This is a genomic window from Cupriavidus sp. 22TCCZM01-5, assembly GCF_057798915.1.
The window spans coordinates 25,978-46,845 of the sequence record NZ_JBYOJR010000027.1 but is presented as its reverse complement, the minus strand read 5'-3'; the positions used below and the strand labels follow the sequence as shown (position 1 = coordinate 46,845).

The following is a 20,868-nucleotide window of genomic DNA, read 5'->3' as shown; positions in this document are numbered from 1 at the left end:
GCTTATTGCTCGACGCGGATATTGGCTGACTTGATCAGCGCATCCCACTTCTCATACTGCGCGCGGATATAGCTGCCAAACTGCGCGGGCGTTGCCGGGAACGGCACCGTGCCCTGGCTCGCCAGCTTGCCGGCCATTTCCGCTTGCTTCAGCGAAGCCACGATCTCGGCGTTGAGCCGGTCGACCACGGCCTTGGGCGTGCCGGCCGGAGCCACGACACCGAACCAGGCAGTCAGTTCATAGCCCGGTACGCCGGCCGTGGCCAGGGTCGGCACGCCAGGCAACTGTTCCGACGGCTTCTGCGTGGTGACCGCCAGTGCGCGCACGCGGCCGTCGCGGATGTAGGGCAACGCCGTCGACACGCTGTCGAACATCATGGTCAGGCGCCCGCCGATCAGGTCCGTCATGGACGCGGCGCTGCCCTTGTACGGGATATGCGTGATGTCGACCCCCGCCAGATGCGTGAACAGTTCACCGGCCAGGTGCGAAGACGAGCCATTGCCGAACGAGCCATAGGTCAGCTTGCCGGGTGACTTGCGTGCAAGCGCCAGCAATTCCGGCACGGTCCGCGCCGGCACCGCCGGATGCACGACCAGTACGTTGGGCAGGTAGGCGACGGACGCCACCGGCGCGAAATCCTTGAGCGGATCGTAGCCGGGCTTGTCGTAGAGGCTCTTGTTGACCGCCAGCGAGCCGAACGTGCCAAACAACAGCGTGTACCCATCGGCGGGAGCGCGCGCCACGGCGATCGCGGCAATATTGCCGCCTGCGCCCGGGCGGTTGTCGATCACGACCGGTTGCCCCAGCCGCACCGAAAGCGCATTGCCGACCTCGCGCGCGAGGAGGTCAGTGGCGCCGCCCGGCGGGAATGGCACCACCAGCCTTACCGGCTTGTCCGGATATGCCGCGTGCGCGCTGCCGGCTGCCGCCAGCGAAATCAGCAGCCCTGCGGCCGCATGCCTGAACCAGCCTTTCATCGCGGTCTCCCCTGTCATGTTTTGACGATGGAAAGCGGCAGTGTGTCGCAGCGCGTGGGTGTGCGGGTTTCGAATTGGCAAAGGCCGGCTTTGCGGCGGGCCAGCAGGCGTGGCGTCAGCGCCGCCGCGGCGCCCGGCTGTCAGGCGGCGGGCATGCCCGGCGTCGCCAGCATGGCCAGCGAATTGCCGCCGCGCTCGAAAACCTCGGCCGCATGAAGCAGCGCCCCCAGCTCGCCATGACCATGGAGGACCGCGTCGCGGATCGTCCGGGTCACGGGAAATGAGTCCTGGATGTCACGCCGCGTGCCGTCCGGCGGCAGGGGGGCCAGCGACAGCACGCCGGTCAGGTAAGCCGCTTCGGCGAAGGCGGTATCCTGCGGCCGGACATGGCGTGCGGCCTGCTCCATGAAGCCGGCGCGACGGCAAGCCGCCTGGCTGCGCAGGCTGGGCTCGGCGGGCAGGCGCAAACCGTCGGACATCTGCAGCAGCCGCACCCAGCGCAGCAGGCTGTCGGCGCCCAGCGCTACAAGCAGCGCGCGCACGCTCGCAAAGCCGCCGCCAGGCTGCACGCCGCTTGCCACGGCGAGCCGCAGCAACTGGGCCACCAGGCCCGGGTTGGCATGCAGTTCGGCGAGTACCGCATCGGCATGCGCGCTGTGCGTCAGCAGCGCGTGCAGCCGCGCCAGTGCACCACGGTCCAGGTGCGGCAGCGGCGCCGTCAGCGGTTCAGGCCGCGCGAAATGGAAGCCCTGGAACAGGTGGCAGCCGAGCCGTTGCGCGAGCGCGAGATCGTCGGCGGTCTCGATCTTCTCGGCAATCAGAAGGCGGTCCGCGCGCAGCACGGCATCGGCCACGCGCGGGAGATCCGCGCGGTGGGCAAGCCTGAAGTCGATCTTCACGAAGTCGACCGCGGACAGCGCCTTGAGGACATCGGCGGTCAGCGCCGCCACGTCGTCCAGCGCGATGCGGTAGCCGGCCTCCCGCAGCCACGCCAGGCGGTGCAGGACGGAGGTATCCATCGGCACGCTTTCGAGCACTTCAAGCACAAAGTCTCCAGGCGGGACCAGCAACAGCAGATCGTCGAGCAGCAATTGCCGCCCCAGGTTGACGAAGCCGGCCTCCTTGCACAGGGCCCGCTCCAGCCCAATGCCGCCCAGCGTGCGCGCGATGACGTGGGCGGTAGCCGCGGTGTCGTCGAGGACGTGCGCCCAGTTTCCGCTGCCTTCCCGGTACAGCAGTTCATAGGCCTGCGCGTTGCCGGCGGCATCCACGATGGGCTGGCGCCCGATGTGCAGTACCTCGGCATCGCGGGGACCGGGCATCGGCATGGCGGACAAGGTTGGGAGAGGGTCTTGCATGGGAGCATTCCAGGATTGGGCCGGCAATTTCCTGATGCCGATTTAATGCTGCGAATGCGCTGAAAGAATTCCAATGCACTTTTTGATCACGTCGCAATAATAAAAAATCGCATCTGGCGCAGCAGCAATCAATAAGAAAACGCCGCGATGATAGGAAGGGATTTCCCCAGCTTCCTTGATCGATGCCAACAATGCGGGCGTGCCGGGGCTCCGGGACGCTTTCCGAGCGTTGCGCAGGACATCGCCGCACTACGGTCGGAAAACTCCCAACACATAATCAGAAACTACGGATTGTTCCAACGATACGGGGCAATAGAATCGAATTTAATGTTTTCGTGATTTGATTCTTTTAGTCAATCCAATTGACTGGCAATCACCTTAGAAGAATCACGGGAACCTTTCACCGAGACCCTTCTATCGAGGCGCACATGATCATGACAAGCTGCCCGCCATCGCTCGAATCGATTCCGTGCTGCGCCGGATGCTCCATGGCGCGCTTTTGCCTGTTAGGCGAACGGGTGCCCGACACCATCAAGCAAGGCGAGCTGGCACACCGTGTGGTCCGTCTGCGCAAGGGCGAGCCGCTCTATCTGCTCGGTGATCCGGTCACCGCCCTGTTCGCGATCCGCGTAGGCACGGTCAAGACGCATGTCGCCACGGAAGATGGCCGCACACAGGTGGTCGGCTTTCACTTCCCGGGCGAGATGGTGGGCCTGGACAGCATCGGCCGCCGCCGGTACGCCTCGTACGCGACCGCGCTGGAAGACACCAAGGTTTGCATGATGCCCATGGATGCCTTGCGCGCACTGGCCGCGTCCACGCCGGCACTCGCCAGCCGCGTATTCCTTGCGCTGGACCGCCAGGCCCAGCGCACGCGGGGGTTGCAGACCCTGCTGGCGCTGATGACGGCTGAAGAGCGCCTGGTCACGTTCCTGCTGTGGATTTCCGAAGGACTGTCCGCGCGCGGCTTCTCGTCCAGCGAATTCATCCTGCGTATGAGCCGCGAGGAGATCGGCAGCTATATCGGCCTGACGCTGGAAACCGTCAGCCGGCAGTTTTCCCGGCTCGCGGAATGCGGTCTGATCCGGGTCAAGCACCGCAGCGTGGCGCTGGTCGACAAGGCGGGGCTGCGCGCCATCGCTGCCCGTCCGGCGATCTCCGCGGTACCCCCTGGGCCAGGCAGCCGGCGCGCAGCGCAGCGCGCGCAGGCACTGGGAGCAGGAGCATTGGTGCCCGCGAAGGCGTGGACGGCCCCGACCTTGCCGCAGTCCGCCGCCGGTGCCAGGCATGCAGAAGTGAAGATGAATCCGTTCGCTTGGGAGGCTGGCAATGGACAACAGTGACCTGGTAGGTGAGATCAAGGACGTCAACCTGGGCTATCTGCTGCTGGTGCAGCGCCTGATGCGCCAGAACGAGCCAGAGGCCCTGTTAAGGCTCGGCATCCGCAAGGAGGTCGGGCAGGCGCTGGCTTTGTTGACCCCGGCGCAACTGCTTGGTCTGGCGCGCTCGAGCATGGTGCTGTGCCGCTTCCGCCTTGATAACGATGCATTGCTCGAATCGCTGGCGGGCATCAGGCCCCGGCACGAGCTGTGCAATATGCATACGGCCATCGTGCTGGCCGCACAAGCCCTGGAGGAGGGAAGATGAAGACCACCGCGCAACCTGCCCCGGCCCGCAGTGCCTTGCAGGATGCCTGCGACACGCAGCTCGCCATCGAGCTGATCGGGCTGGGGGCGCGCCCGCAGGTCGTGGAGGCCGAAGTGGCGCTGTCGCGCAGCCGCGTGTACCGCTTGTATCGCGAGCTGACCGGGGGATCGCCGCCAAAAGGCATGCTGCCATTCTCCGCGGACTGGTTCGTGACCTGGCGGCCCAACGCGCATGCTTCCTATCTGCTGAGCGTCCATGAGTTCATGCAGCAGCGGGCCGGGCTGCGAGGCATACGCGCCGTGCTGAACAGCTACCGCGTGTATGCGGACCACATGCGCGCCAGCAACGAGGCATGCCTGATCAGCTTCACGCGATTCTGGACGCTGGTGCGCTTCATGGACGGCGGGTTGCTGCAATTGTCCACGTGCCATTGCTGCGGCGGCCGCTATGTCACGCATGCCCACGAGCCGCTGCGTTCGTTTGTCTGCAGCCTGTGCGAACCACCGTCACGGGTGCGCCGCGGCGTACGCCGCACGCCTGCGGCCGGCGTGGCCGAACAGGCGCCGCCCATCCTGGGGGACTTGCCGGCCGTTGCCGGACCGGCATTCGGGAGGGTGCCTGCCCTACGAGCGCGGCCGTACTAGCGCGGTCGCCATGGGCATTGTTGCAACTGGATACGCGCCCGGCTGCCCGGGCCGCGCCACTGACACCGGAGGCCCCATGACAGGCAATGGATCTGTTTATCCCGAGACGCTACTGCCGCCGGCGCACGCCGGCGCCTTGCACAGGCTCGGACCGACGTTGCTGCCGATCGCCCGTACCGAGTTCACCGCGCCCATGAGGTTGCGGGACATCGTCAACGCGCTGGGCGGCGATGAAGAGCGTGAGCGATGCGTGCGGGTTGGCCTGGAGGTACTGGAAAGTGCCGGCCAGAGGCCGGCACACGCGGTGATCACCACGGGACCGGGGCGCCGGGCCAGCCTGGATTTCTATGTCGACGCGGACTGCGCAAGCTGCTGCGAACTGGACGGCGCGCTGCAGACCGGGCTGGCGGAACGCATCACCAGCGTGTTGCCGCCGGGGCTGTCGCTGGGCGTTCGTCCGCTGGCAGAGTATGCGCAGCAGGCCGGGGCGGAGACCGACCACGGCACCGCCGAGCGCTTCCGGGCCGGCGCGCGCGACCTGTTGCTGCGCGGGGGGGAAATGAACCGGCGCCTGTCGGTGCTTTGTGCCTACCTTTGCGCCATGTACGAGGCACGCGCGGCGGCTGGCTGCCTGGGCTACCTCGACCAGAGCCTGCTGGAAGATGGCCAGGAGGCCCTGAGCTGGCGCTTGCGGCGGCACCGCAGCGTGGAAGGACGGGCGCTGGCCCAGCGGCTGGAGCGCCTCTCGCACGCTGCCGAGAGCGCGCTCTATGAGTTCGGTACCCGTTTCAGCTTCGAGCACGCAGCCTACCAGTTCGAGCTGATGCGGCGCTTCCACGAACAGCTCGAACGATTCCGCGAGACCTGCCGGCCGGATGCCGGCGAGTGGCCGAACCTGGCCCGCCGCGCGGCCCGCGCCAATGCCAAGCGCTAACCGCCGCGCGGCGGGCGCCGGTCAGATGCCGGCCATGCAGGTGTACTTGATCACCAGGTAGTCCTCGATGCCGTAGTGTGAGCCCTCTCGGCCGACACCGGACTGCTTCACGCCGCCAAACGGCGCGACCTCGTTGGAGATCAGCCCCGTGTTCACGCCGACCATGCCGTATTCGAGCCGCTCCGAGACGCGCCAGACGCGGCCGAGGTCGCGCGCATAGAAGTAGCTGGCCAGGCCGAACTCCGTGTCATTGGCCATGGCCACGACATCGTCCTCGGTCGTGAAGCGGAACAGCGGCGCCAGCGGACCAAAGGTTTCTTCGCGCGCGACCAGCATGCCGGGCGCGACGTCGGCCAGGATGGTCGGCTCGAAGAACGTATGGCCAAGCCCGTGCCGATGACCGCCCTGCAACACGCGCGCGCCCTTGCCAAGCGCATCCGCGATATGCTCTTCGACCTTGGCCACGGCCTTCTCATCGATCAGCGGGCCGATGCGCACGCCTTCGTCCATGCCATTGCCGACCTTCAGCGCGGCGACTGCTGCCACCAGCTTCTGCGCGAATGCGTCGTAGACCTTGTCCTGCACATAGATCCGGTTCGCGCAGACGCAGGTCTGGCCGGCGTTCCGGTACTTGGAGATGATGGCGCCCTCGACCGCGGCATCCAGGTCGGCATCGTCGAACACGATAAAGGGCGCATTGCCGCCGAGTTCCATCGACACTTTCTTGATGGTGGATGCGGTCTGCGCCATCAGCACGCGGCCTACCTCGGTGGAACCCGTGAACGTCAGCTTGCGCACCAGCGGGTTGCTGCTCAGTTCGCCGCCGATGGCTCCCGCCGAGCCCGTGATCACCGACAGGACACCGGCCGGGATACCGGCCCGCTCCGCCAGCGCCGCCAGTGCCAGCGCCGTCAGCGGGGTTTGCGACGCTGGCTTGACTACCATGGTGCAGCCGGCGGCCAGCGCCGGGCCGGCCTTGCGCGTGATCATGGCTGCCGGGAAGTTCCAGGGGGTAATCGCCGCGCAGACGCCCACAGGCTCCTTGGTCACGACGATGCGCTGGTTGCTGACCGGCGCGGGAATCGTTTCGCCGTAAACGCGCTTGCCTTCCTCGGCAAACCATTCGATGAACGACGCCGCGTAGGCGATCTCGCCCTTGGCCTCGGCAAACGGCTTGCCTTGCTCGGCGGTCATGATGCGCGCCAGGTCATCCTGGTTGGCCAGGATCAGTTCGAACCACTTGCGCAGCAGCGCCGAACGTTCCTTGGCCAGGCGCGCGCGCCACGCCGGCAGCGCGCGGTTGGCGGCCTCGACCGCCTGGCGGGCCTCCGCGGCGCCGAACTGCGGCACTTGCGCCACGCGCTCGCCCGTGGCCGGGTTGGTAACGTCGATGTGGCGTTCGCCGTCGGTCCAGCGTCCGTCGATATAGCACTGCTGGCGCAGCAGGGTGGGGTCTTGGAGCTTCAGCATGATCGTTCGTCCGTTGAAAAGACTGCCGGTAGGGGATGGCGCGATCAAAGCATTGTAATCGGCACCGCGCAGCCTGGCGGGTCAGCCCGGTGTGGTGCTTGCGGGCCACCACTGTCCGGCGACGGCTGGAATCCCGCCGATAAGATGTCAGGTGTCTGGCTTCAAGCACGGAACACGCCAGCCTGACGCGGCAAGCTGCGTTGTGACCGGGCCTGGAAGGCTAGGCGGCTCTGCGGCACGACAATGGTCTCAAGGCCCGATACAGCACGCCAGGGGCCGCATCAATTGGCCTTCGGACGATCGGGCTCGATGCCCCAGTCGCCAAACTCCAGCCAGTCGTCGCCGAGCAACTCCGCAGGATGCTGGGTGCGGCTCGAGCCATTGCCGCAGCCCATGGCGTCCACCGGACAATACTTGTCGCAGCCCCAGCAGATGCGCTCGGGATGGCTCGGATGCAGCGGGAATTTCTTTGCCATGGTGACAGGCACGCGACCCTGTGCCGATGTAACGAGAATGTGGCAATCAGTATGGCGCGCCGATGCCGTGCCTCGTTTGCCGTAAATCAAGTCGCGAGGATCGCCACCGAACGAAGCGTTCAGCCTGAATGCTGCAAGCGGCTCAGAAGGAGAGCACCTGGGCCGCCAGCTTCGTCAGCACGCCGCTGCCCAGGCAAAGCACCACCCACCCGGCCAGGATCAGTGCGTTGTCACGAACGGTCATGGGGATCTCCTGTCTCGTTTCGCTCGTTTCGCGATGGGCGCCTGCGTCAGGCGTGCGCGCCGTCGCTGTAGGGGTCGAAGCTGCGCGCCGGGCTGGCCGAAACGCCGCTGCGCTCCAGGCCGGCTACCGTGCGGGCGCCGTCGGTGTAGGGGTCTGCTGTCCGGAACTGGTAACCGTAGCGGTCGCCGGCATGGGCATCGGCGACGAAGCGGGCGCCGTCGCTATACGGATCCGCATTGCGCACGCGGAACTCGTAGCCATAGCGATCCCCGGCGTGCGTGCTCGTCGACGGGGCGGCATGGGCAACGCCGACTGCCGCGGCGAGCGACAGCAGAAGGGCGGAAGCAACGGTACGGACAACGGTAGTGCTCGACATGATGATCTCCGGCTTGGTTGAATTTTTCAGAACGCTTCCTGTTTCAGGTGTGTCGTTCGTGTAAGCAACTATAGGCCAGAGATCCCGATGCTTCCGGGGTCTGCTCAGGATGTCTTATTCAAATATTTTGAATTTCTGCGAACGTCGACACGGCGGCGAAAAGAAACAAAAAAAGCCGGAGGCGGCATCAGGAAATGCCAACCTCCGGCTCCTGGCAGGCACCGTCGGTGCCCGCGGGTCGGATGTGCCGATCAGGCCTGGACCGATGCCAGGGCTGCGTTCAGCGTCTTGCTCGGGCGCATCACGGCGGACAGCTTTTCAGCGTCCGGCATGTAGTAGCCGCCGATGTCCACGGGCTTGCCCTGCACGTCGGACAGTTCGCCGACAATGGTCTTCTCGTTGTCGGTGAGCTGCTTGGCCAGCGGCGCGAACGTCGCTGCCAGGCCGGCGTCTTCGGTTTGCGCGGCGAGTTCCTGGGCCCAGTACATGGCCAGGTAGAACTGGCTGCCGCGGTTGTCGAGCTGGCCGGTCTTGGGCGACGGGCTCTTGGCGTTGTCCAGCAGCTTGCCGGTGGCGGCGTCCAGCGTCTTGGCCAGGATCTTCGCCTTGTCGTTGCCCGACTTGATGCCAAGCTCTTCCAGCGACACGGCCAGCGCCAGGAATTCACCCAGCGAGTCCCAGCGCAGGTGGTTTTCTTCCACGAGCTGCGCCACGTGCTTCGGCGCCGAACCGCCAGCACCGGTTTCGTACATGCCGCCACCGGCCATCAGCGGGACGATCGACAGCATCTTGGCGCTGGTGCCCAGTTCCATGATCGGGAACAGGTCGGTCAGGTAGTCGCGCAGGATGTTGCCGGTCACCGAGATGGTGTCCAGGCCGCGGATCACGCGCTCGAGCGTGTAACGCATGGCGCGGACCTGCGACATGATATGGATCTCGAGGCCCTTGGTGTCGTAATCCTTCAGGTAGGTTTCCACCTTCTTGATCAGCTCGGCCTCGTGCGGACGGTACGGGTCCAGCCAGAACACGGCCGGCATGCCCGAGTTGCGCGCGCGCGTGACGGCAAGCTTGACCCAGTCGCGGATCGGCGCGTCCTTGACCTGGCACATGCGCCAGATGTCGCCCGTCTCGACCTTCTGCGTCAGGGCCGTCAGCACTTCACCGGTGGCGTTGTCGACGATGCGGGCTTCGCCGTCTTCGGGGATCTCGAAGGTCTTGTCGTGCGAGCCGTACTCTTCGGCCTTTTGCGCCATCAGGCCCACGTTCGGCACGGTACCCATCGTCACCGGATCAAAGGCGCCGTTGGTCTTGCAGAAGTTGATGATTTCCTGATAGATGCGGGCGAAGGTCGATTCCGGGATCAGGCACTTGGTGTCCTTGGTGCGGCCATCGGCGCCCCACATCTTGCCGCCGATACGGATCATGGCCGGCATCGAGGCGTCGACGATCACGTCGTTCGGTGCGTGCAGGTTCGAGATGCCCTTGGCAGAGTCCACCATCGCCAGTTCCGGGCGATGCTCATGGCAGGCGTGCATGTCGCGGATGACTTCTTCGCGCTTCGATTCCGGCAGCGCCTCGATCTTGGTGTACAGGTCGACCAGGCCGTTGTTGACGTTCACGCCCAGTTCGTCGAACAGCTTCTGGTGCTTGGCAAAGGCGTCCTTGTAGAAGACCTTGACCGCGTGGCCGAACACGATCGGGTGCGACACCTTCATCATCGTGGCCTTGACGTGCAGGCTCAGCATGACGCCGGTCTTGCGCGCGTCTTCCATCTGGTCTTCATAGAAGGCCAGGAGGGCCTTCTTGCTCATGAACATGCTATCGATGACCTCGCCGGCCAGCAGCGCGACCTTCGGCTTCAGCACGATGGTCTTGCCGCTCTTGGTCAGGAGCTCCATGCGGACTTCGCGCGCCTTGTCCAGCGTGATCGACTTCTCGCCGTGATAGAAGTCGCCGTGCTTCATGTGGGCCACGTGCGTGCGCGAGGCCATGCTCCACTCGCCCATGCTATGCGGGTGCTTGCGCGCGTAGTTCTTGACGGCGGCCGGAGCGCGGCGATCGGAGTTGCCCTCGCGCAGGACCGGGTTCACGGCGCTGCCCAGGCACTTGGAGTAGCGCTTCTGGATGGCCTTCTCTTCCTCGGTCTTCGGGTCCTCGGGGTAGTCGGGAACCTTGTAGCCCTTGGACTGCAGTTCCTTGATGGCGTTGACCAGCTGGAACACCGATGCGCTGATGTTCGGCAGCTTGATGATGTTGGTGTCTTCCAGCTGGGTCAGGCGGCCCAGTTCGGCCAGGTTGTCCGGAACGCGCTGTTCTTCGGCCAGGAACTCGGGAAACTCGCCGAGGATACGGGCGGCTACCGAGATGTCGCTGGTCGCGACTTCAACACCGGCCGGCTTGGTGAACGTGCGGATGATGGGTAGGAAAGCACTGGTCGCCAGCAGGGGGGCTTCGTCAGTCAGGGTGTAGATGATGGTGGGTTGCTGCGTACTCATTGCTTGCCTCTGGATCGGGGGGATGTCAAAGAATAGAACCACGCGCCGGGGACCGGACCATTCGGCCCCCGGCAAACACAGAATTTTGCCTGACTTTGCTTTCAGGCGGCTGACTTCCACCGCATTTCTTGCGCGGAAATTGCCGGCACGCCCAAATTTGGTGCGAAAATCGGGTGTCAAACCGGTCACATTTGGCAGGCGAGGCCAAATTCCCGATGTCACGCCGCCCGGCCGGAATTATTTTGGCATCGCCAAGCGTTTACCCCTGGAGCCGCCGGGCAGATTGTGCGGCGGGCGACTATGCTGAGTTCGTGGGCCGCGGGTGCCACGGCGCGGGCCCGCACTGGAGAAAGGTTATGCAATTCCGAAATGGCAGCTGGCTGGCAGCCGCCGCTCTCGTGCTGAGCGCCTGCGCAACGCTGCAGCCGGTCGAGACCGGCCAGAAGATGATCGGCAGTTCCGAGGCCAGCGTGCGCGGCGCCTTTGGCAAGCCCACGGAGACCTACCCGCTCAGCGACGGCACCAGCCGCTGGATCTACTCAAAGCAGCCGCTGGGCTTCATGGTCTACGCCGCGGATTTCGATGCGGGCGGCAAGCTGACGAACTTTCGCCAGATGCTGACGGAGGAGGAGATCTACACCGCGCGCCCCGGTGTCTGGACCAAGCGCGATGTGGCCGAGCGCTTCGGCATGCCGCGTGAACCGGTGCAGTATTACCCGCTGATGAAGCGGGAAGCGTGGTCGTACCGCCTGTACGTCGCCGGCTACCAGCCGGCTCACTTCAGCGCCTATTTCGACGATCGGGGCGTGCTGGACCGCACCATGATCATCGTGGATCCGCTTGGCGGCGACGCGCGCGACAGCGGAAAGTAGGGGCACCGGCAGCGCTCAGGCGTTGCCGGATTCGTCATCCGCCAGCACCCAGCGGTCGGGCGCGTCCTCATGGGCAGCCGTGAGCAGAATGGCCTGGCCGCAGTCTTCGCACCGGTACGCGAATGCATTCTGCCCCGTGGCCGTACGCACCTGGCCGCACTTGACCAGTCGGGGGTGGGGTGGAAAATGGCCGGGGCGGTCGACCAGCGCCTGGCAGAGCGCGCATAGGGACATAGCTGACTCCGAAATGGTGGTTCCCTGGATACTGAAAATGCTGTACTGCAGCATTTTCAGTATAGGAGGTCGCTGCAGCCATCGCGACGACAAGCCCAGGGAGAAATGCGGACTGGAAAACGCCCAGCAGAAATTGTGTGCAATTTCTGTTCTGTATTCCCGGGCCATATCTCCCCAAATAAATGACTTCATCGCTACGCGATAATCCGATCGCCGTGGCTGGCCATTCGCACGGAAACTCACAGCCTATCGACAGGGTTCGGTATCAAAAACCCGTCAAAATGGCCTGAAACAATATCTACCCTTCACAAATCGACATTTGAAAAAGCTCTTGTCGATACCAGGTCAAAGCGCCTGAGACGCATGCATCTTGTTGCGTAGATTCGGTGATAAATGAAATAACGTGGCGGAAAGACTGACAGCACGAAATTTTGTAGTCAACTGGGTGCATTGGGGTAAATGACTAGGATGTCCTACTTCATGTCCTATTGAGACGGGAATAGCGACTGATATACCTTTATCGTCATTCCGACGATTCACCGGTCTTTGAAATGCATGGCAGCCAGAAGCCGGGTCTGTCGTGGCCGGGTATTGCCGTCGCGAGATAACGACCGCAGCAACGCTCCCGGATAACCCAAAAAATGATGATGGACAGCTCACCCCGTTCGCCGATGCCCCGCTACCACCAGATCTACGTGGCGCTGCGCCACCAGATCGTGAGCGGGCTCTATGACAGATGCGGCTTGCCCCCTGAACTCAGGCTGATGGAGCAATACCAGGTGGCGCGGGTGACGGTGCGCCGCGCCATCATTGAGCTGGTCAGGGAAGGCATGGTCTATCGGCGGCCCGGGCAAGGCACCTTCGTCAAGCTTGACCACCCGAGCCGCGCGGAAATGGAGCCGTCGATTCAGGGGCCGCTGGACAGCCTGATTGCCTCGGCGGCGCAGACCACCGTGCGCATGCTGGCGTACGGGCTGGAGCCATGCCCGGCCGATGCCGCCGCCGGCCTGTCGCTGGCGGAGGGACAGAAAGCCCTGCGGGTCATGGGGCTGCGCTGCCATCAGGGCAAGCCGGCATCGCTGATCACAACCTACCTGCCTGCCCATATGGCGCCGTTGCTGACGCCGCATGACCTCGATCAACAACAGCCCATGCTCTCGCTGCTTGAGCAAGGCGGCATACGCATCGGCGACGCCGAGCAATTGTTGTCGAGTTGCGCGGCAGACGCGGTCTCGGCGCCGCTGCTGGAAGAGCCGGTGGGCGCGGCACTGCTGTCCGTGGTGCGGGTCGTGCGGGACATTGACGGTTATCCGGTCCAGTGGCTTCGGGGCCTGTACCGGCCGCATTGCCATGCCTACCGCATGGCGCTCACGCGCGTGGGCGAGGCCACCGCGTGGGTCTGGCTGGCCGGCGATATCACGGCCAGTGTGCGGTGAGCCGGTGGCGGCGCAAGCGGGGCAGGCATGAACATTCATGATCCGGCCCGGCGCCCGGGGGACGCGCCGCGTGCGCCTTCCCGCTTTCCCGAATTCCTGTTTGCCGGCAAGGCTGGCTGCCAGTGCTGCATCCTTGTGTCTGCTGCCGCGGGACTGCCCCGCGCGTGGCGGCGGTACTTGTCGCGCTACGGGGCCCGCCGCGTGGCGGGACGCGACAACCGGGGTGGAGCCGGGGCGCCGCGCATCGAGCGGATGCGCGGCCGTCTGGCAGTCATTGCCGCGCTTGCCGCTTCGGCGCCAGCGGCCGGCGTCTTTTACACGCAGTTCCTGCGGAGTCCCGCGCTGCATGGTCCTTGCGGGCCCGTCCGGTGCGTGGTGCCCATGCCGTGCGCGGCCGCGGAGCCTCGCGCATGAAGCGGGACGTCATCATTGCCGCCGACGCGCTGAGCCTTTGGCTTGACGGCCGTGCCGTGCTGGACAACGTCCGGCTGGCCGTCGGCCGCGGACGCGTCACGGCACTGGTGGGCCCGGCCGGCGCGGGAAAGTCGGCGCTGTTGGGCATCCTGGCGGGCAAGCTGTCGCCGTACAGCGGCACCGTGGAGATAGACGGGCAAAGCGTTGCCGGCATGTCCCCTCATGCATTGGCCCGGCTGGGGGTGCGCTATGTCGGTCCCCCCGGACGGGCGGCAGGCGCCCGGACGGTGCGCGATTGCATTGCGCTCGGCGCGCAAGCGCATGTACGGGGCCACCATGTCGCACGCGCGCAGGCGGACGAAGTGGCGCGACGGCTGGGCCTGGAGTTCCAGTTGGACAAGGCCGCTGCCAGTCTGCGGCCGGCACTCAGCAAGCGCCTGGCGCTCGCATGCGCCATCGCAGCGCGCGCGCATTTGCTGCTGCTCGACGAGATCATGGCGGGCCTCAATGCCGCGGAGGCGGCACGCATGGCAGCCACGATCCGCGGCCTGCGTACCGACGCGGTGACAGTGCTGATGGCCGAGCGTGCCATGCCCCATGCCGCGATGGTGGCGGACGATGTACTGGTGCTGGCAGACGGCAAGCTGCTCGCATCCAGCAGCGCCGCTGCCAGGGAGAGCGTCAAGGCGCCCGCCACGGAGCAGGGCGGCAGGGAACCGGCGCCGCCATGACGCCAAGGCGTCCACCGGTCGACGTGGCCGTCAGCGAAGCCGGACTGCGCGACGTACCGCCGTAGCGCTATACCAGCAGGCGGGATTTCCGCCCTGGACGCCCGCCCGCGCAACGAAGACTTGCCCTATGGCGTTCGACGCACCAAAGTAATAGAAGGCCGATCGGGCCGGTCATCCACCGGAGACTGCGCATGGGCAAGAAGAAGCAGGGAGAGCGCGAAGCACACGATGCCGGCGTTGCCGGCGGGAAAATGACGGGCAAGCAGTACGACGAGGAGCTGTACCGGCTGCATGTCGAGCTGGTCAAGCTGCAGGACTGGGTCAAGGCTACCGGCGCCAAGGTCTGCATCCTGTTCGAAGGCCGCGACGGCGCCGGCAAGGGCGGCGTGATCAAGGCCATGACCGAGCGCGTGAGTCCGCGCGTGTTCCGCGTGGTGGCGCTGCCGGCGCCAACCGAGCGCGAAAAGAGTCAGATGTATATACAGCGCTATATCCCCCACCTGCCCGCCGCCGGAGAAATCGTGATCTTCGACCGCAGCTGGTACAACCGGGCCGGCGTGGAACGGGTCATGGGATTTTGCAGCGACGAGCAGGTGGACGACTTCCTGCGTGCTGTGCCACTGGTCGAGCAGGCCATCATCCAGTCGGGCGTGGTGCTGCTGAAATACTGGCTGGAAGTCAGCGAGGCAGAGCAGACGCGCAGGCTGCAGGATCGCATTAACGACCAGCGCAAGACCTGGAAGCTGACCGACATGGACCTGAAGTCGTACTCGCGCTGGTATGACTATTCGCGCGCGCGCGATGCCATGTTCGCGGCGACGGACACTGACGAATCGCCCTGGTTCGTGACCCGCTCCGACGACAAGCGGCGCGCCCGGCTGAACATCATCAGCCATATGCTGGACCGTATTCCGTATGAAGCGGTCCCCCGTAAAAAGCCGAAACTGCCGGCCCGGCAGAAAACGGAAGGCTACAAAGAGCCGGATTATCCGTACCGGCGCGTGCCGGAGCGCTTCTAGTCCGGCGGTATTGGTACCGCAGTACGGCCCGGAAGGCCGCCCGGATCCTCGCCTGGCAGCAGCCGGATGGCGTCGTGGCCCACAACGCGTGCGAGGCGCTGCGGCTGACGGCAACGACGCCGGGCGCCGGCCTGTCAGGCTAACTCGCGCTCTGCCGCCTGCGGCACCGCCACCGGCGCGTGGACGCGCGCGTGCTGCACCGCCGGATAGCCGGCCGAGAACACCAGCCGGCCCGCGCACCAGGTATGCGTCACCAGCGGCTGGCCCGCTACGCCCGCCACCGCAATCACGTCGGCGCGCGCACCGGGCACCAGCCGGCCACGGTCGGCCAGCATGCAGGCATCGGCCGGATTGGCCGTGACCAGCGCCAGGGCCTGGTTCAGCGGCAGCCCCGCCTGTTGCGCGGCGGCGAAGGCGGCGGCGATCAGCGTCGACGGCTGGTAGTCCGAGCACAGGATATGGCCGACGCCCGCATGGATGGCGTCGATCGCGCGCATCGAGCCGCTCTGGCTCTTGCCGCGCAGCACGTTGGGCGCCCCTAGGATGGTCGGCAACGCCCGCTCGGCGGCGGCCTGAGCCGTTTCGACATTGATCGGGAACTCGCTCATGCGCACGCCGAGCGCGTGCATGGCGGCAATGCGCTGCGGGGAATCGTCATCGTGGCTGGCCGTCGGGATCCGCAGGCCCTGTGCCGCCGCCAGCAGGCGCTGCACGCGCTCGTTCGCGCCTTCGAGCTCTGCGGTTTTCTTGTGCGCGGCGTCGGCGGCTTCCTCGCGGCTCATGCCATGGTTGCCCATCATGTACGACAGGTAGGCGTCCAGCGTCTTGAACTGGCCTTGCCCGGGCGAATGGTCCATGACCGAGAGCAGGTCGACCACGCCTTCGGCCATCAGTGCTTCGAGCACCGGCACGGCGCTGGCGTCGGTCACTTCATAGCGGCAATGGATGCGGTTGTCGACCAGGCTGTGGCTGCGGTAAGCGGCCACGGTGCGCACGAGCGTGGCAGCCGTGTCGTTGTTGCGCACGCCGAACTGGTTGCTCGCGAACGACAGCGCGTGGTACGGCGTCGTGATGCCGGCGGCGGCGTTGCGGCGGTCCACCTGGGCCACGGCGAAATCGAGCGGGAACATCACGCCCGCGCGCGGCTCGGCTTCCTTTTCGATGGCATCGGAATGGACATCGATCAGGCCGGGCATCACGGTGTGTCCGCGCAGGTCGAAGACCTGTGCGGAGGCCGGCACGGCATGCGCTGCCGGTTCGATCGCGGCAATGCGGCCATGCTCGATCAGCAGGGCGCTGTCGGGCAGCACGCGGTCGGGCAGTACCAGGGTGGCGTGCGTCAGGTAGGTGGAAGACATGTCCGGTTCCTGTATCGGTTGGCAGGGTAATCAGGCGATGGCGGCGGCCGGCTGCAGCGGCAGCAGGCGCGTGGCGACGGCTTCGCGCACGGCGTCGTCATGGAAGATGCCGATCAGGCAGCGGCCTTCGGCCAGCGCCTCGCGGATCAGCTCCACCACCACGGCGCGATTGTCGGCATCCAGCGAGGCAGTCGGCTCATCGAGCAGCAGGATCGGGTGTCCGCCGATCAGCCCGCGCGCAATGTTCACGCGCTGCTGCTCGCCGCCCGAGAACGTGGCCGGCGGCAGGTCCCACAACCGGCGCGGCAGGTTCAGGCGCTCCAGCAGCGCGGCGGCGCGGGCACGGGCCTCGTCGCGGCCGGTGCCACGCTGCTGCAGCGGATCGGCCACCACGTCGAGCGCGGCCACGCGCGGGATCGCGCGCAGGAACTGGCTGACATAGCCGATCACGTCGCGGCGCAGCCTCAGGATGACTTGCTCGGGCGCGTGGCTGAGCGTGGCCCACGGCGCGTCCGGCGCGGCGGCATCGCGCAGGCGGATGGTGCCTTCGGTGGCCAGGTAGTTGCCATACAGGCAGCGCAGCAGCGTGCTCTTGCCGGTGCCCGACGGGCCCGACAGCACCAGGCACTCGCCGGCAGCCGCGTCGAAATCGATGGCGCGCAGCACAGGCAGGCGGATGCCGCCCTGGTTGTGGAGCGTGAACATCTTGCCGAGGCCGCGGACCTCGATCATGGTTTGCTTGGGTTCGGCGTGCGTCATGGTCAGCCTTGCAGGATGGACGAAACCAGCAGCTGCGTGTACGGATGCTGCGGGTCGTCGAGGATCTGGTCGGTCAGGCCTTGCTCCACCACGCGGCCGCCTTGCATGACCAGCGTGCGGTGCGCCAGCAGGCGCGCCACGGCCAGGTCGTGCGTGACGAGGATGGCGGCCAGGTCGAGGTCGGTCACCAGGCGGCGCAGCAGGTCAAGCAGGCGCGCCTGCACCGAGACATCGAGCGACGCGGTCGGCTCGTCCATGAAGACCAGGCGGGGGTGGGTGACCAGGTTGCGCGCGATCTGCAGGCGCTGCTGCATGCCGCCCGAGAACGTGGTGGGCACGTCATCAAGGCGCGCCAGGTCGATTTCCATCTTTTCGAGCCAGGCGCCCGCGATCTCGCGCAAGTCGCCGTAGTGGCGCTCGCCGACAGCCATCAGCCGTTCGGCGATATTGGCGCCGGCGCTGACCTGCATGCGCAGGCCGTCGCGGGCGTGCTGGCGCACGAAGCCCCAGTCGGTGCGCGCCAGCAGGCGCATGCGCGCGCTTGAAAGCGTGGACAGGTCGGTCAAGCCGCTCTCGCGCATGTCGTAGCTGACGCTGCCGCGCTGCGGCGGTGCCTGCATCGACAAGGCCTGCAACAGCGTGCTCTTGCCCGAGCCCGATTCGCCCACCACGCACAGCACTTCGCCGGGGTAGAGGTCGAAGCTCACGTCATGGCAGCCGTGCACGCCGTCCCAGGTGCGCGTGAGATGGCGGACGGAAAGCAGCGGGGTGGCGCTCATTGTGCGGCTCCTTCGGCCTGCTGCGCGGCGACGCGGTCGCTGCAGTACTCCGTGTCCGAGCACACGAACATGCGCGCGCCGGCGTCGTCGGTAATGATCTCGTCGAGGAAGCTGTCGGTCGCGCCGCACTGGGCGCAGCGGTGGCTCCATTTCTCGACGGTGAACGGGTGGTCGGCGAAATCCAGGCTCTTGACCGAGGTGTACGGTGGCACCGCATAGACGCGCTTCTCGCGCCCGGCGCCGAACAGCATCAGCGCGGGGCTGCGGTCGAGCTTCGGGTTGTCGAACTTCGGGATCGGCGAGGGCCGCATCATGTAGCGCTGGTTGACGATCACGGGATAGTCGTAGGTGGTGGCGATATGCCCGTGATGGGCGATGTCCTCGTAGAGCTTGACGTGCATCGAGCCATACTCGGCGAGCGCATGCATGGTGCGGGTCTCGCGTTCGCTCGGCTCCAGCCAGCGCAGCGGCTCGGGAATCGGCACCTGGAACACCATCACCTGGCCCGCGCGCAGCGGCGATTCGGGGATGCGGTGGCGGGTCTGGATGATGCTGGCCTCGGCCGTGCGTTCGGTCGTCTTCACGCCCGTCACGCGGCCGAAGAAGCGGCGGATATTGATGGCGTTGGAGGTGTCGTCCGAACCCTGATCGATGACCTTCAGCACGTCCTGCGTGCCGATGATGGCGGCCGTGACCTGGATGCCGCCCGTGCCCCAGCCATAGGGCAGCGGCATTTCGCGGCTGCCGAACGGCACCTGGTAGCCGGGGATCGCCACGGCCTTGAGCAGCGCGCGGCGCAGCATGCGCTTGGTCGACTCGTCGAGGTAGCCGAAGTTGTAGTGGTCGTCGCGGGCCACGGCGGCCGGCGCGGCGGTAGCGTGGGTCTGACTCATGCCAGCGTCTCCTCCTGGGGCTGGGTAGCGGGTGCGGCAACTGACGGCGCGGCGTCGGGCCGCGCCGATTCCTGCTCCGCGCGCAGGCGGCGCAGCAGTTCCAGGTTGGCCTGGAAGTCCACGTAATGGGGCAGCTTCAGGTGCTGCACGAAGCCGGAGGCCTCGACGTTGTCGCTGTGGTAGAGCATGAATTCCACGTCATTGGCCGGCGCATCGGCGGCTTCGCCAAGCTCGGCGGCGCGCATGGCACGGTCGGCCAGCGCCATCGACATGGCCTTGCGTTCGCCGTAGCCGAACACCAGGCCGTAGCCGCGCGTGAAGCGCGGCGCCTCGCTGGCGTTGCCCGTGAACTGGCTGACCATCTGGCATTCGGTCAGATCGACCTGGCCGATGGTCACGGCAAAGCCCAGCTCTTCGACGAACAGCTCGACTTCGGCCGTGCCGTAGCGGATCTCGGCTGCGAACGGGTGCGAGTTGCCGTAGCCGCGCTGCGTCGAGTAGCCCATCGACAGCAGGAAGCCCTCGTCCGCGCGCGCCAGGTTCTGCAGGCGCGCGGCGCGGCCGGCGGGCAGCGTCAGCGGTTCGCGGGTCAAGTCGGGCGGGGCGGGGTCGCCCGGAGGGATGGCATCGGCCTCGACCAGCTCGTCGGCCTCCAGCAGTGCGGTCACGCGCGGCATGTCGGACGCCAGCGGCTCGGGCGACGGTGCCAGCGGCTCCGGGTCGCGCCCGGCTTCGAGCGAGAAGTCCAGCAGGCGCTGCGTGTAGTCGTAGGTCGGGCCGAGCACCTGTCCGCCGGGGACATCCTTGAAGGTCGACGAGATCCGGCGCTCAAGCCGCATCTTGCCCGTGTCGACCGGCTGGGTGTAGCCAAAGCGCGGCAGCGTGGTGCGGTAGGCGCGCAGCAGGAAGATGGCTTCGATCTGGTCACCCGCGGCCTGCTTGAGCGCCAGCGCCGCCAGGTGCGGGTCGTACAGCGAGCCCTCGGCCATCACGCGCGAGACCGCCAGCGGCATCTGTTCGCGTATCTGCGCCAGCGTCAGCTCGGGCACCGCGGTATCGCCGCGGCGGTAGGCATCGAGCCTCTGGTAGGAATTGAGGATGGCACGCTCGCCTCCCTTGACGGCTACGTACATGTCAGTCCTCCAGTTGCGTGGTGCGCGCAAGCGCGCAGAATTGGTCGCCGCTGGTCAGCAGCAGGTCCACGCCTAGCGGGAACGCGGCGTGGTTGGCGCGCCAGCTTGCGCGGAAGCCGTCGGGCAGGCCGTTGACATGCAGACGCTGCGTGGTCTCGATGCCGGGGCCGCGCAGTGTCAGCGATTCGCCGTCGGCAAGAGACGCGACTTCCGCGATGAGCGTCGCCGACCGGTCCGGGTAGGCTGGCTCGCCCTGCGCACAAGCGGCCAGGGGTGGCTGCGCATGGTCGGCGGGAACGCAGACAAAGGTGGCAGCGCCGACGTCGTCCACCAGCGGGCAGCCGCAGTGAAAGCGCAGGAAGGCCCGCACCGCAGCGGGCACGCCTGCCGGCAGCCAGACCGGGGTATCGGCGTCGGCCAGCGTCAGGAGCAGCGCGGCCTGGGCCGGCGAGAGGCCTTCCGGCACGCCGCTTGTCGCGGGCAGCGGCTGCACGGTGCCGGGCCGGGCCATGGCATCGAGCGTGGCGCGAAACACCTGCTGGGCATCTTCGACCGGATTGCCGAAGCCGGGCAACAGCGAGGCGCTCGCCGCGGCGGTGGTGGGTTGGAGCGGTTGCAT

The 20,868-nt window shown here is 66.4% G+C and carries 21 protein-coding genes; 8 read left to right on the top strand and 13 right to left on the bottom strand.

Going from position 1 to position 20,868, the window contains the following annotated elements; translation table 11 throughout:
• Positions 1–2 precede the first annotated feature (2 nt).
• Both AC3FNH_RS22700 and AC3FNH_RS22695 read right to left on the bottom strand, forming a co-directional pair.
• The gene (locus tag AC3FNH_RS22700; protein WP_488721641.1) at positions 3–977 is read right to left on the bottom strand and encodes a Bug family tripartite tricarboxylate transporter substrate binding protein; all 975 of its coding nucleotides are present in this window, start codon (positions 975–977) and stop codon (positions 3–5) included.
• Positions 978–1,117: 140 nt separating this feature from the next.
• Positions 1,118–2,335, bottom strand: a complete 1,218-nt coding sequence (locus tag AC3FNH_RS22695) for an EAL and HDOD domain-containing protein (protein WP_488721640.1) — start codon at positions 2,333–2,335, stop codon at positions 1,118–1,120.
• Between the two features lie 518 nt (positions 2,336–2,853).
• On the opposite strand from AC3FNH_RS22695, the gene AC3FNH_RS22690 reads away from it, so the two are divergent.
• The 4 genes from AC3FNH_RS22690 (at position 2,854) to AC3FNH_RS22675 (ending at position 5,560) form a co-directional block, all read left to right on the top strand.
• Complete coding sequence (locus tag AC3FNH_RS22690; RefSeq protein ID WP_488721639.1) at positions 2,854–3,678, top strand: cyclic nucleotide-binding domain-containing protein; 825 nt, start codon at positions 2,854–2,856, stop codon at positions 3,676–3,678.
• Positions 3,665–3,982, top strand: a complete 318-nt coding sequence (gene flhD / locus AC3FNH_RS22685; protein WP_276101567.1) for a flagellar transcriptional regulator FlhD — start codon at positions 3,665–3,667, stop codon at positions 3,980–3,982. Before AC3FNH_RS22690 ends, flhD begins: the two co-directional genes overlap by 14 nt.
• Positions 3,979–4,626: a flagellar transcriptional regulator FlhC gene (flhC, locus tag AC3FNH_RS22680; protein ID WP_488721638.1), complete on the top strand. Its 648-nt coding sequence runs from the start codon at positions 3,979–3,981 to the stop codon at positions 4,624–4,626. Before flhD ends, flhC begins: the two co-directional genes overlap by 4 nt.
• A 76-nt stretch (positions 4,627–4,702) precedes the next feature.
• Positions 4,703–5,560: a hypothetical protein gene (locus AC3FNH_RS22675; RefSeq protein WP_488721637.1), complete on the top strand. Its 858-nt coding sequence runs from the start codon at positions 4,703–4,705 to the stop codon at positions 5,558–5,560.
• Between the two features lie 21 nt (positions 5,561–5,581).
• On the opposite strand, the gene gabD is transcribed toward AC3FNH_RS22675, so the two are convergent.
• The 4 genes from gabD to AC3FNH_RS22655 form a co-directional block, all read right to left on the bottom strand.
• Complete coding sequence (gabD, locus tag AC3FNH_RS22670; RefSeq protein ID WP_276101564.1) at positions 5,582–7,030, bottom strand: NADP-dependent succinate-semialdehyde dehydrogenase; 1,449 nt, start codon at positions 7,028–7,030, stop codon at positions 5,582–5,584.
• A gap of 281 nt (positions 7,031–7,311) precedes the next feature.
• Entirely contained in the window at positions 7,312–7,506 is a 195-nt protein-coding gene (locus tag AC3FNH_RS22665) for a DUF3079 domain-containing protein (protein WP_276101563.1), read from the bottom strand.
• Between the two features lie 290 nt (positions 7,507–7,796).
• On the bottom strand, positions 7,797–8,126 hold the full coding sequence (locus AC3FNH_RS22660; RefSeq protein ID WP_276101562.1) for a hypothetical protein: 330 nt from the start codon (positions 8,124–8,126) through the stop codon (positions 7,797–7,799).
• Between the two features lie 251 nt (positions 8,127–8,377).
• On the bottom strand, positions 8,378–10,621 hold the full coding sequence (locus tag AC3FNH_RS22655; protein WP_276101561.1) for an NADP-dependent isocitrate dehydrogenase: 2,244 nt from the start codon (positions 10,619–10,621) through the stop codon (positions 8,378–8,380).
• A 356-nt stretch (positions 10,622–10,977) separates the two neighbouring features.
• Here AC3FNH_RS22655 and AC3FNH_RS22650 point away from each other — a divergent pair, with 356 nt between their 5' ends.
• Positions 10,978–11,493, top strand: coding sequence for a hypothetical protein (locus AC3FNH_RS22650; RefSeq protein WP_488721636.1), 516 nt, complete (start codon positions 10,978–10,980; stop codon positions 11,491–11,493).
• A gap of 15 nt (positions 11,494–11,508) precedes the next feature.
• On the opposite strand, the gene AC3FNH_RS22645 is transcribed toward AC3FNH_RS22650, so the two are convergent.
• On the bottom strand, positions 11,509–11,727 hold the full coding sequence (locus AC3FNH_RS22645) for a hypothetical protein (RefSeq protein ID WP_276101559.1): 219 nt from the start codon (positions 11,725–11,727) through the stop codon (positions 11,509–11,511).
• 641 nt (positions 11,728–12,368) lie between these two features.
• On the opposite strand from AC3FNH_RS22645, the gene AC3FNH_RS22640 reads away from it, so the two are divergent.
• The 3 genes from AC3FNH_RS22640 to ppk2 all read left to right on the top strand — a co-directional run bounded on the left by AC3FNH_RS22640 (position 12,369) and on the right by ppk2 (position 15,327).
• Positions 12,369–13,163 carry a GntR family transcriptional regulator gene (locus AC3FNH_RS22640; protein WP_276101558.1) on the top strand — a complete coding sequence of 265 codons (795 nt, stop codon included), beginning with the start codon at positions 12,369–12,371 and terminating at the stop codon, positions 13,161–13,163.
• Between the two features lie 410 nt (positions 13,164–13,573).
• The gene (locus tag AC3FNH_RS22635; protein WP_488721635.1) at positions 13,574–14,308 is read left to right on the top strand and encodes an ATP-binding cassette domain-containing protein; all 735 of its coding nucleotides are present in this window, start codon (positions 13,574–13,576) and stop codon (positions 14,306–14,308) included.
• A gap of 191 nt (positions 14,309–14,499) precedes the next feature.
• On the top strand, positions 14,500–15,327 hold the full coding sequence (gene ppk2, locus AC3FNH_RS22630; RefSeq protein ID WP_488721634.1) for a polyphosphate kinase 2: 828 nt from the start codon (positions 14,500–14,502) through the stop codon (positions 15,325–15,327).
• A gap of 134 nt (positions 15,328–15,461) precedes the next feature.
• Here the strand turns inward: ppk2 and AC3FNH_RS22625 are convergent, their stop codons facing one another.
• From AC3FNH_RS22625 to phnH, 6 genes are read right to left on the bottom strand one after another with little or no spacing between them, the layout of a single operon-like run.
• Positions 15,462–16,685 carry an alpha-D-ribose 1-methylphosphonate 5-triphosphate diphosphatase gene (locus AC3FNH_RS22625; RefSeq protein ID WP_488721633.1) on the bottom strand — a complete coding sequence of 408 codons (1,224 nt, stop codon included), beginning with the start codon at positions 16,683–16,685 and terminating at the stop codon, positions 15,462–15,464.
• Between the two features lie 30 nt (positions 16,686–16,715).
• Positions 16,716–17,444 (bottom strand): phosphonate C-P lyase system protein PhnL, encoded by a 729-nt coding sequence (gene phnL, locus AC3FNH_RS22620; RefSeq protein WP_488721632.1) that lies wholly within the window; start codon positions 17,442–17,444, stop codon positions 16,716–16,718.
• A 2-nt stretch (positions 17,445–17,446) separates the two neighbouring features.
• Entirely contained in the window at positions 17,447–18,223 is a 777-nt protein-coding gene (gene phnK / locus AC3FNH_RS22615) for a phosphonate C-P lyase system protein PhnK (protein ID WP_276101553.1), read from the bottom strand.
• Complete coding sequence (locus AC3FNH_RS22610; RefSeq protein ID WP_488721631.1) at positions 18,220–19,116, bottom strand: alpha-D-ribose 1-methylphosphonate 5-phosphate C-P-lyase PhnJ; 897 nt, start codon at positions 19,114–19,116, stop codon at positions 18,220–18,222. The genes phnK and AC3FNH_RS22610 overlap by 4 nt, the downstream gene beginning before the upstream one ends.
• The gene (locus tag AC3FNH_RS22605) at positions 19,113–20,249 is read right to left on the bottom strand and encodes a carbon-phosphorus lyase complex subunit (RefSeq protein WP_488721630.1); all 1,137 of its coding nucleotides are present in this window, start codon (positions 20,247–20,249) and stop codon (positions 19,113–19,115) included. Before AC3FNH_RS22605 ends, AC3FNH_RS22610 begins: the two co-directional genes overlap by 4 nt.
• A gap of 1 nt (position 20,250) precedes the next feature.
• On the bottom strand, positions 20,251–20,868 hold the full coding sequence (gene phnH, locus AC3FNH_RS22600; protein WP_488721629.1) for a phosphonate C-P lyase system protein PhnH: 618 nt from the start codon (positions 20,866–20,868) through the stop codon (positions 20,251–20,253).

What these genes read in the sequence shown, in the direction of transcription:
- AC3FNH_RS22655 (WP_276101561.1), bottom strand. Translation starts at nt 10,621, where the DNA reads ATGAGTACGCAGCAACCCACCATCATCTACACCCTGACTGACGAAGCC.
- AC3FNH_RS22645 (WP_276101559.1), bottom strand. Translation starts at nt 11,727, where the DNA reads ATGTCCCTATGCGCGCTCTGCCAGGCGCTGGTCGACCGCCCCGGCCAT.
- AC3FNH_RS22675 (WP_488721637.1), top strand. Translation starts at nt 4,703, where the DNA reads ATGACAGGCAATGGATCTGTTTATCCCGAGACGCTACTGCCGCCGGCG.
- AC3FNH_RS22665 (WP_276101563.1), bottom strand. Translation starts at nt 7,506, where the DNA reads ATGGCAAAGAAATTCCCGCTGCATCCGAGCCATCCCGAGCGCATCTGC.
- AC3FNH_RS22605 (WP_488721630.1), bottom strand. Translation starts at nt 20,249, where the DNA reads ATGTACGTAGCCGTCAAGGGAGGCGAGCGTGCCATCCTCAATTCCTAC.
- phnK (WP_276101553.1), bottom strand. Translation starts at nt 18,223, where the DNA reads ATGAGCGCCACCCCGCTGCTTTCCGTCCGCCATCTCACGCGCACCTGG.
- gabD (WP_276101564.1), bottom strand. Translation starts at nt 7,030, where the DNA reads ATGCTGAAGCTCCAAGACCCCACCCTGCTGCGCCAGCAGTGCTATATC.
- AC3FNH_RS22695 (WP_488721640.1), bottom strand. Translation starts at nt 2,335, where the DNA reads ATGCAAGACCCTCTCCCAACCTTGTCCGCCATGCCGATGCCCGGTCCC.
- AC3FNH_RS22640 (WP_276101558.1), top strand. Translation starts at nt 12,369, where the DNA reads ATGATGATGGACAGCTCACCCCGTTCGCCGATGCCCCGCTACCACCAG.
- AC3FNH_RS22610 (WP_488721631.1), bottom strand. Translation starts at nt 19,116, where the DNA reads ATGAGTCAGACCCACGCTACCGCCGCGCCGGCCGCCGTGGCCCGCGAC.
- phnH (WP_488721629.1), bottom strand. Translation starts at nt 20,868, where the DNA reads ATGCAACCGCTCCAACCCACCACCGCCGCGGCGAGCGCCTCGCTGTTG.
- AC3FNH_RS22635 (WP_488721635.1), top strand. Translation starts at nt 13,574, where the DNA reads ATGAAGCGGGACGTCATCATTGCCGCCGACGCGCTGAGCCTTTGGCTT.
- AC3FNH_RS22625 (WP_488721633.1), bottom strand. Translation starts at nt 16,685, where the DNA reads ATGTCTTCCACCTACCTGACGCACGCCACCCTGGTACTGCCCGACCGC.
- flhC (WP_488721638.1), top strand. Translation starts at nt 3,979, where the DNA reads ATGAAGACCACCGCGCAACCTGCCCCGGCCCGCAGTGCCTTGCAGGAT.
- AC3FNH_RS22650 (WP_488721636.1), top strand. Translation starts at nt 10,978, where the DNA reads ATGCAATTCCGAAATGGCAGCTGGCTGGCAGCCGCCGCTCTCGTGCTG.
- AC3FNH_RS22660 (WP_276101562.1), bottom strand. Translation starts at nt 8,126, where the DNA reads ATGTCGAGCACTACCGTTGTCCGTACCGTTGCTTCCGCCCTTCTGCTG.
- AC3FNH_RS22700 (WP_488721641.1), bottom strand. Translation starts at nt 977, where the DNA reads ATGAAAGGCTGGTTCAGGCATGCGGCCGCAGGGCTGCTGATTTCGCTG.
- flhD (WP_276101567.1), top strand. Translation starts at nt 3,665, where the DNA reads ATGGACAACAGTGACCTGGTAGGTGAGATCAAGGACGTCAACCTGGGC.
- ppk2 (WP_488721634.1), top strand. Translation starts at nt 14,500, where the DNA reads ATGGGCAAGAAGAAGCAGGGAGAGCGCGAAGCACACGATGCCGGCGTT.
- phnL (WP_488721632.1), bottom strand. Translation starts at nt 17,444, where the DNA reads ATGACGCACGCCGAACCCAAGCAAACCATGATCGAGGTCCGCGGCCTC.